This window comes from Aerosakkonema sp. BLCC-F183, assembly GCF_041929145.1.
In the GTDB taxonomy this organism is placed as follows: domain Bacteria; phylum Cyanobacteriota; class Cyanobacteriia; order Cyanobacteriales; family Aerosakkonemataceae; genus Aerosakkonema.
This window is the reverse complement of sequence record NZ_JBHFNU010000124.1, coordinates 137,371-146,244: the sequence shown is the minus strand read 5'-3', so window position 1 is coordinate 146,244 and position 8,874 is coordinate 137,371. Positions and strand designations below refer to the sequence as shown.

The following is an 8,874-nucleotide window of genomic DNA, read 5'->3' as shown; positions in this document are numbered from 1 at the left end:
CTGGCTTTCAAACTATTAATTTTTTCTAGGTTCGGTGCGTTTCGAGCCGCCGCTTTCGCTGCGTTTCTCTCGCCGCTTTATTAATGTAGCAAGTCTGCCAAGGAGTGTCAAGCGGTTTGCCAATATTTTTTTAAAATGGCTGAAGTGCGTTCCTGGAGAGGGATTTGAGCTAAATTAGCTCTGAAGAGCCAGAAAAATTGAGGAAAAAATTTTTGTGGAAAGTGCTGTAGCTGTTTTACCGCCTTGGATAGTGCTAGATCCGGTGCTAAAAAGTTGGTTGTTAGAGGATATCGGTCGGGGCGATCGCACCACGCAAAGCCTATTCCCAGGAAAAGCCCAAGTTGGACGCGCTGATTGGATTGCGAAAGAAACGGGTATTGTGGCTGGCTTACCCCTCGCAGCACGAGTATTTGAGCTTTTAAACTATCAAGTCACCTTTGTCCCCATCGTCGCAGAGGGCGATAGCTGTAAGAAGGGACAGGTAGTGGCTCGCATTCACGGGCCATTCGATGTGCTGCTGACAGGCGAACGAGTTGCCCTAAACATCGCTATGCGCCTCAGCGGTATTGCTACACTGACTGGGAAGTATGCAGAGCAAATCGCGGATCTGCCGACTCAATTGGTGGATACTCGCAAAACGACACCTGGATTGAGAGTGTTGGAAAAGTACGCCACTCAAGTGGGAGGGGCTGTTAATCATCGTATGGGACTGGATGATGCGGTGATGATTAAGGATAACCACATTGAGGCGGCGGGCAGTATAGGAAAGGCGATCGCTCTCATTCGTTCCCGAATCCCGTATCCTTTAACTATAGAAGTGGAGACGGAAACTCCAGATCAAGTCCAGGAAGCCATCCAGCACGGTGCAGACATCATTATGCTGGACAATATGCCTCTAGACCTGATGCAGCAAGCGGTTCAGATGATTCGCCAGAAGAACGATCGCATCAAAATAGAAGCATCGGGCAACATCACTCTGGAAACTATCCGCGCTGTGGCTGAAACTGGCGTAGACTACATTTCTACCAGTGCGCCCATTACTCGATCGACTTGGCTGGATTTGAGTATGAACATAGATATGAGTACGATGGAGTAGATAAGCACGCAGTCTGAGTTCCCAGCAAAACACAAATGAATCCTACCCTTGAAAAACTCAAAACAAAGTTTGAGCAGGCTTCGATCGCAGCTTTTGGCAGTGAGTTTGCTGGGGCAGACCCAATGCTGGTGGCGGCTAGCAATCCTAAATTTGGCGATTATCAGTCCAACGCCGCGCTCTCTCTATCTAAGCAATTGAAGCAACCGCCCCGTGCGATCGCAGAAAAAATTGTTCAATATATTGATGTTACCGACATCTGCGAACCGCCAACTGTAGCGGGGCCAGGTTTTATCAATTTCACACTCAAGCCTTCATACCTGGAAGCACAACTAAATGATATCCAGGCAGATTCTCGCTTGGGAATCGCGCCTACAAAAAATCCTCAAAAAGTAATCGTCGATTTTTCCAGCCCCAATATTGCTAAAGAAATGCACGTCGGGCACTTGCGATCGACTATCATCGGCGATTGCATAGCCCGCATTTTGGAATTTCAAGGTCACGATGTCCTGCGACTGAATCATGTGGGCGACTGGGGAACTCAGTTTGGAATGTTAATCGCCTATTTGAGAGAAGTTTGTCCGGAAGCTTTAACCACTGCTAATGCTGTAGATTTAGGCGATTTAGTAAGTTTTTACCGCAAAGCTAAACAGCGGTTTGATGAAGATGAAAAGTTCCAAGAAACTGCTCGTCAAGAAGTAGTAAAACTGCAAGCTGGCGATGAAGATTCGCGTCGGGCATGGCAATTGCTGTGCGAACAATCGCGGCGAGAATTTCAGGTGATTTACGATTTGTTGGATATCAAGGTAATCGAAAGAGGAGAATCTTTCTATAATCCTTTGCTGCCTACTGTAGTCGAAGACCTGGAAAAAACGGATTTATTAGTCCAAGATAATGGTGCTAAGTGCGTTTTTCTGGAAGGATTTACTAACAAAGACGGTGAGCCGCTGCCTTTAATCGTGCAAAAATCTGATGGTGGATATAACTACGCCACTACAGATTTAGCAGCTTTGCGCTATCGGATTCAGCAAGATGATGCCGATCGCATTATCTACGTTACTGATGCCGGACAAGCAAATCACTTTGCACAAATTTTTCAGGTAGCTAAACGGGCTGGTTGGATTCCAGATAGTCTAGAATTGGTTCACGTTCCTTTTGGCTTAGTACTGGGTGAAGATAACAAGAAACTAAAAACCCGTTCTGGCGAAACTGTGCGATTAAAAGATTTGCTGGATGAATCGCTCGATCGCGCTCGCGCAGACCTGGAAGCTAGACTTAAGGAAGAAGGACGTTCCGAAACTGAAGAATTTATTGCTAACGTTGGCAAAGTAATTGGTATTAGTGCGGTTAAGTATGCCGACTTAAGCCAAAATCGCAATAGCAATTACGTCTTCAGCTATGACAAGATGCTATCGCTACAAGGTAATACAGCGCCATATTTGCTTTATGCTTATGCTCGTATTCGTAGCATCGGTCGGAAGGGTAATATTGATTATGAAAAACTGGAAACAAATGCTAAAATTTTGCTAAAGGAAGAAGCAGAATTGACTCTGGCAAAGCATTTATTACAGGTTAGCCAAGTTCTGAGTAACGCCGAGCAAGATTTGCTCCCTAATCGACTTTGTGAGTATTTGTACGAACTAAGCAAGAAGTACAACCAGTTTTTTGAGCAATGCCCTGTGCTTAAATCAGAAGAACCTGTGCGAACATCGCGATTGGTACTCTGCGATCTAACGGCCCGAACTCTAAAGTTGGGATTGTCTTTATTGGGAATTCAAGTTTTAGAGCGGATGTAATCAATAAATACAGTAAAAAGAGGAAATTAATCGTTATTTCCCCTTTTTATTTAGACAAATTTATTATTTTCAATTTGTCTAATATCGACTAAGAGGCATACCGATCTACAAATTTCTGCAAGCCAGCTTTGTAGCCTTGACCGACAGCTTGGAATCTCCAATCTCCGTCTTTTTTGTACAGCCTACCAAACTCAATGGCTGTTTCTGTGGAAAAATCCTCTTGTAACTCGTACTTGGCAATTTGGTTTTCTGTCGAATTGTCGTAAATTCTTATAAAGGAATTTCTGACTTGACCAAAGTTTTGCTTTCTAACATCAGCTTCGTGAATCGTGACAACAAAAACTATTTCTTGAACTGAAGCATCCACTTTGGACAAATCAATTTGAATTGTCAATATATTTATTCGCTTTCACGATAGCGAACGATATAACTGAAAACAGCATCAGCCGCAGGATTACAACCGCGAGTAGTTATCGGATCGCCACTGGGAATTTCTGTTTTTAAACAAGTTTCTGCTTGCTTATCCAGCCAGTTACGTAAGCGTTTTTTAGCACTTTCGGAACATTTTTGAGGTCGTTGTTGACCGTCTTTAAAGTCTGGACAAAGCTCAGAAAACCCGTTATCGTATTCTATCCATGCCTGTTGCTCCGGGTTCGTCAATTGTGGGTTTTGCCGTTGAGAGGTAAAGATATTAGTATCGGGAGGTAGACTGACAAAAAAGCTCAAACACAACAACCAGTGGTAACAATTCATCACTTATAATAATTACCTAATTCAAAATTTTATTTATTTATTTATGACAATGCGCTGCTGATACTCTTGTTCTGTCATTAAATCTTGCGTACTTTCCACACGATCTAAAAAAACGATACCATCGAGATGATCGTATTCGTGTTGAAAGATGCGGGCGACAAAATCTGTTAATTCTTGGCGATGCAGCTTGCCATCGCGATCGGTATATTCGACTTCAATGGCTTGATATCTCGGCACAAAACCGCGAATTCCCGGAATGCAGAGACAACCTTCCCAATCTTTGACTACCTCAGACGAGTGTGCAATAATGCGAGGATTAATCATCGCGGTCGGTTCCATTTTCGGCGCGTTGGGATATCTGAGATTGGGACGAGAGGCGACGATAAATAAGCGATCGAGTTCCCCTACCTGGGGTGCAGCTATGCCGACACCATTTTCTTTGATGACTGTTTCTACCAGGTTATCGATTAATTCTTGAATGCGACGATCGCTAACATCTGCGATCGGCTGGGAATGCTGGCGAATTACGGGATTTCCGAGTTGAGATACTTGCAGAATTTCGGCCATATCGAGTTGGTTAAAAGGAACAATCTGAAATATCTGGATTTTAACAGATAGCTAAATAGTCAAGCTTTCGATCGCAGCACTTGACTATCTAGCAATTAAGGTTCTTCTTCTTGCTGTTGCCGCACTGGAAAAGCGCCTAGCTGCACTTGTACAGTTTTAGCTTCTCCATTACGTTGCACATCCATTTGCAAGCTATCTCCCACCTTACGAGTTTCTATGATTTGTTGTACCTTATCAGCTGTAGTAACAGCTTGATTGTCAACTTTTTGGATCACATCTCCTGCTTGCAATCCGGCTTTCTCAGCGGGAGAATTGCGGACTACGCGGAATACTAAAACTCCTTGCGCCCTATCTACATTGATTTGCCCATTAGAAGCATTTTTGATTCTTTCCTTAATTTCTGGAGTCAGAGTTGCCATCTGAATTCCCACAAAAGGATGTTCGACTTTTCCTTTAGCAATTAGTTGTTCGGCAATTCTTTGGGCTGTGTTAATAGGAATAGCAAAACCCAATCCTTGAGCGCCACCGATGATGGCTGTGTTGATACCAATTACCTCACCGCGAGCGTTCAGGAGTGGGCCTCCGGAGTTGCCGGGATTAATAGCTGCATCAGTTTGAATAAAGCCAATCCGCTTATCGGGAACGCCTACTTGCGAGCTAGTTCTATCTGTGGCGCTGATAACTCCTACTGTTACAGTTTTATCTAAACCAAGAGGATTGCCGATCGCGATCGCCCACTGTCCGGGACGTAAAGAATCGGAATTACCCAAAGCCACAACTGGCAAACTATTGGCGTTAATCTTGACCACTGCTATATCGGTCAACGAATCTTCGCCGAGTACTTTTCCTTGGAAATTGCGACCATCTTTAAGCGTTACAGTTACCGTATCAGCACCATTCACTACATGAGCATTGGTAAGAATTTGTCCCTGAGCATTGATCAAAAAGCCAGACCCCGTTCCCCGCACAGTCCGCTCAGCAGGTGGTACAGGTGTATCACCACCAAAAAACCGCCGAAAGAAGGGATCGTTATATTCTTCCGGCATTTGACGCCTCACCGTTCGTGCAGAATCAATTCGCACCACCGATGGGCCAACTTTATCCACAGCGGCGACAACAAAGTTTGTATCTGTGTCATCTTCGATCGCAAGAGCGCGGCTGGTAGTATTGCCCACATTGCTCTGAGTCTCAGGAATAGGAGCGTTAGACTGTTGAGAAGAGGATGCGCTGGGTAGCTGTTGGCAGCCTCCCAAAAAAGATACCCCTGCTGCCATTACCAGCAGCAACCGATAAATGGCTGATTTGTTGCCGGAAAAGTTGGCCAAGCTCATAGTTTTGCGGACTGTACGATCTACTATTACTATCCTGCACGAAGGGCGATCGATCCTGCTTGCCAACCTTTGCGAAGGTGATTTATCTCTAAGGATGGGGGTCGCGGGGGAGCAGGGGGGGTGGGGGAGTGGGGGAAAAAGAATGAAACTGGTGAGTTATTTCTGCTGTGCTGTACTATTGCGCTAATCCACTCGAATCAATTGACAAAAACATCGAAATATGTATTATGTAGGGGCGAAGCAAGAGGGCGACAATCGATCGCCATCTGCAACAATTTTTATGCCCTCTTGCTTCGCCCTGCCGAGGTCTCTATCCCCATACATATCTATCATGTTTTGTCAACCTCTTTTACTGGACTGGCGCTCTAGCTGAGGGCCCATCTATCGGATTTTCCATACCATAGAGCGAAACCCTTGACAAGAAAATGCCGTTGCTTTACTATAGTTTTCGTGAACCGAAGCGGGAGCCAAAACCTGGGGGGGTTCACGAAAAACGCCAGAACCTTGACAAATAAATACTTTCAGCCTTTGGCCAAAGGAAATAGTTGCAATTTATTTGCAATAAGCGAGCCTGAAATGAGGCAAAAAATGAGGTTCACGAAAAGTGCCTTCAGAATGCCTTGTTTGTCTGGGTTTCAGGGGCCAGTCTTTCAATTAACAGAATCCCGGCAACGGGATTGAAACCTTTTTCTGATTTTCCGATACCCTCCCCTCTCCCTCTTTCAATTAACAGAATCCCGGCAACGGGATTGAAACAATTCCCTATCCTTGATTCTGATTTTTCATACAGAAGCTCCTTTCAATTAACAGAATCCCGGCAACGGGATTGAAACATCTTCTGCCGGGAAAAAGTCGTTTGTAAGTTCTCTGCTTTCAATTAACAGAATCCCGGCAACGGGATTGAAACCTACAGCTTGAGACATAATCCGGTAAGTCAGTCCGCCTTTCAATTAACAGAATCCCGGCAACGGGATTGAAACAATTCTTTAAGTCTCCATTAGATGCGCCTCCCCCAGCCTTTCAATTAACAGAATCCCGGCAACGGGATTGAAACAGGGTTTTGAGCTTTTTTCGTCGCAATCTTGCGACTGGATCTTTCAATTAACAGAATCCCGGCAACGGGATTGAAACTTTAATTAATCATTTCCCCTAGCCTTCTAGGGGAACTTTCAATTAACAGAATCCCGGCAACGGGATTGAAACGTCACTGCTAACTAATATAAAGCAGTTTTCTATCCATCCCTTTCAATTAACAGAATCCCGGCAACGGGATTGAAACCTTTTACAACAAGAATTTAGTAAAAAGATTGACCACTTTCAATTAACAGAATCCCGGCAACGGGATTGAAACGTTTTTATTTGGTCAAGCGTCCCGCCAGGACGCTCAACTTTCAATTAACAGAATCCCGGCAACGGGATTGAAACGGCCCCGACTCTATCCAAAAGGAACAAAGCTTGTAAGCTTTCAATTAACAGAATCCCGGCAACGGGATTGAAACAAAAGTCATACTTTCCTTTCTTATAGGTAATTTTTCAGCTTTCAATTAACAGAATCCCGGCAACGGGATTGAAACCCATCAATTCACGCACAAAGTCTAAGGCTTCATGCCTGCTTGTGCTTTCAATTAACAGAATCCCGGCAACGGGATTGAAACAAGAGCTTTAGTTATTGATGGAGTCTGGCGGATTTCTTTCAATTAACAGAATCCCGGCAACGGGATTGAAACAGAAAAGTTTTATCGCTCGCGCCCAAAAACCCTGCTCTTTCAATTAACAGAATCCCGGCAACGGGATTGAAACATACCGTTTTGGGTGGACAAAGCATCTCCCTTTCACTTTCAATTAACAGAATCCCGGCAACGGGATTGAAACTCAACATGATAGCAAGAATTTAACAGAAGCGACCAAGCTTTCAATTAACAGAATCCCGGCAACGGGATTGAAACACTATCACCTGCACGCAGACAAACCTAGAACCCTTGCGGCTTTCAATTAACAGAATCCCGGCAACGGGATTGAAACGGCTGCTGCCAATCCCATTGTTGGGTCTGTGTGGCTTTCAATTAACAGAATCCCGGCAACGGGATTGAAACATAGCTTTTTGAATATCTGTGAGTAAAGGATTAGATTCTTTCAATTAACAGAATCCCGGCAACGGGATTGAAACCACAAATCACCATCTTTGGGCATCATGAAGGAATTAACTTTCAATTAACAGAATCCCGGCAACGGGATTGAAACCGATCTTGATGTTGGGATTGGGGAAGCTTACTTGGAACTTTCAATTAACAGAATCCCGGCAACGGGATTGAAACTTGAATTAGCTGAAATCAAATGGCAGGAATTCTAACCTTTCAATTAACAGAATCCCGGCAACGGGATTGAAACTACAATGCCACCGCGCTAGTCGGGCAGCGCCTCGGCTTTCAATTAACAGAATCCCGGCAACGGGATTGAAACATCGCGGACTGTATGGAAAGTTTAGAACATCCTTCTTTCAATTAACAGAATCCCGGCAACGGGATTGAAACGGCCATCGTTGGAATAAAACCACTGGCAGTGTAATCTTTCAATTAACAGAATCCCGGCAACGGGATTGAAACTGAATTAGAAAAAAGATTCCGTGATTGACACACCCCTCTTTCAATTAACAGAATCCCGGCAACGGGATTGAAACCAAACGCTTTTGACTTGATGGTTGGACTTAAGGCTACTTTCAATTAACAGAATCCCGGCAACGGGATTGAAACGGTAATGGATTCTTTAACATAAAAATTGTTGTTTGACTTTCAATTAACAGAATCCCGGCAACGGGATTGAAACTGATGAAACAGCGATTAATCCACACCTAGAACTCACTTTCAATTAACAGAATCCCGGCAACGGGATTGAAACGCTTCTGTCGTGATTGCTTGGGATTTTCAAATTTATCCTTTCAATTAACAGAATCCCGGCAACGGGATTGAAACGTATTAACTGCCAACAACGTCGAACTTCTTCCTGCTGACTTTCAATTAACAGAATCCCGGCAACGGGATTGAAACATGAGGCCGTCTGATAGCATCGAGAATCCAAACTCAACTTTCAATTAACAGAATCCCGGCAACGGGATTGAAACATGGAGCGATTTGAAAAGCCCGACATCTATGCAGCCTTTCAATTAACAGAATCCCGGCAACGGGATTGAAACTTAACTCTTCTAGCTTTCAATTAACAGAATCCCGGCAACGGGATTGAAACTTGGCTGGCTTCATAATCAATTGGGAGTTGGCACTTTCAATTAACAGAATCCCGGCAACGGGATTGAAACGGCTTCAAGTTTTCGTCGCTGGGT

Annotated in this window: 5 protein-coding genes, 1 pseudogene and 1 CRISPR repeat array; of the genes and pseudogenes, 2 read left to right on the top strand and 4 right to left on the bottom strand. The window is 44.2% G+C overall.

Annotation, left to right across the window (positions count from 1 at the left end; translation table 11 throughout):
* Positions 1-214 precede the first annotated feature (214 nt).
* Both nadC and argS read left to right on the top strand, forming a co-directional pair.
* Entirely contained in the window at positions 215-1,096 is an 882-nt protein-coding gene (gene nadC, locus ACE1CD_RS36645) for a carboxylating nicotinate-nucleotide diphosphorylase (RefSeq protein WP_374827875.1), read from the top strand.
* A 35-nt stretch (positions 1,097-1,131) separates the two neighbouring features.
* Entirely contained in the window at positions 1,132-2,889 is a 1,758-nt protein-coding gene (gene argS / locus ACE1CD_RS36640; RefSeq protein ID WP_374827874.1) for an arginine--tRNA ligase, read from the top strand.
* Positions 2,890-2,977: 88 nt separating this feature from the next.
* On the opposite strand, the pseudogene ACE1CD_RS36635 reads toward argS, so the two are convergent.
* The 4 genes and pseudogenes from ACE1CD_RS36635 to ACE1CD_RS36620 form a co-directional block, all read right to left on the bottom strand.
* Positions 2,978-3,280, bottom strand: a pseudogene (locus ACE1CD_RS36635) (TerD family protein); the annotation flags it as partial.
* A gap of 8 nt (positions 3,281-3,288) precedes the next feature.
* Complete coding sequence (locus ACE1CD_RS36630) at positions 3,289-3,642, bottom strand: hypothetical protein (RefSeq protein WP_374791730.1); 354 nt, start codon at positions 3,640-3,642, stop codon at positions 3,289-3,291.
* A gap of 33 nt (positions 3,643-3,675) precedes the next feature.
* A complete protein-coding gene (gene def / locus ACE1CD_RS36625; RefSeq protein WP_374791731.1) occupies positions 3,676-4,209 on the bottom strand; it encodes a peptide deformylase in 534 nt (177 codons plus the stop codon).
* Between the two features lie 95 nt (positions 4,210-4,304).
* Entirely contained in the window at positions 4,305-5,540 is a 1,236-nt protein-coding gene (locus tag ACE1CD_RS36620; protein ID WP_374827872.1) for an HhoA/HhoB/HtrA family serine endopeptidase, read from the bottom strand.
* A gap of 647 nt (positions 5,541-6,187) precedes the next feature.
* A CRISPR array of direct repeats spans positions 6,188-8,730; the repeat unit is 37 nt; unit sequence CTTTCAATTAACAGAATCCCGGCAACGGGATTGAAAC.
* Positions 8,731-8,874 lie beyond the last annotated feature (144 nt).

Excerpts from the sequence above, each read along its gene's own strand:
- ACE1CD_RS36630 (WP_374791730.1), bottom strand. The coding sequence starts at position 3,642 with ATGAATTGTTACCACTGGTTGTTGTGTTTGAGCTTTTTTGTCAGTCTA.
- argS (WP_374827874.1), top strand. The coding sequence starts at position 1,132 with ATGAATCCTACCCTTGAAAAACTCAAAACAAAGTTTGAGCAGGCTTCG.
- ACE1CD_RS36620 (WP_374827872.1), bottom strand. The coding sequence starts at position 5,540 with ATGAGCTTGGCCAACTTTTCCGGCAACAAATCAGCCATTTATCGGTTG.
- def (WP_374791731.1), bottom strand. The coding sequence starts at position 4,209 with ATGGCCGAAATTCTGCAAGTATCTCAACTCGGAAATCCCGTAATTCGC.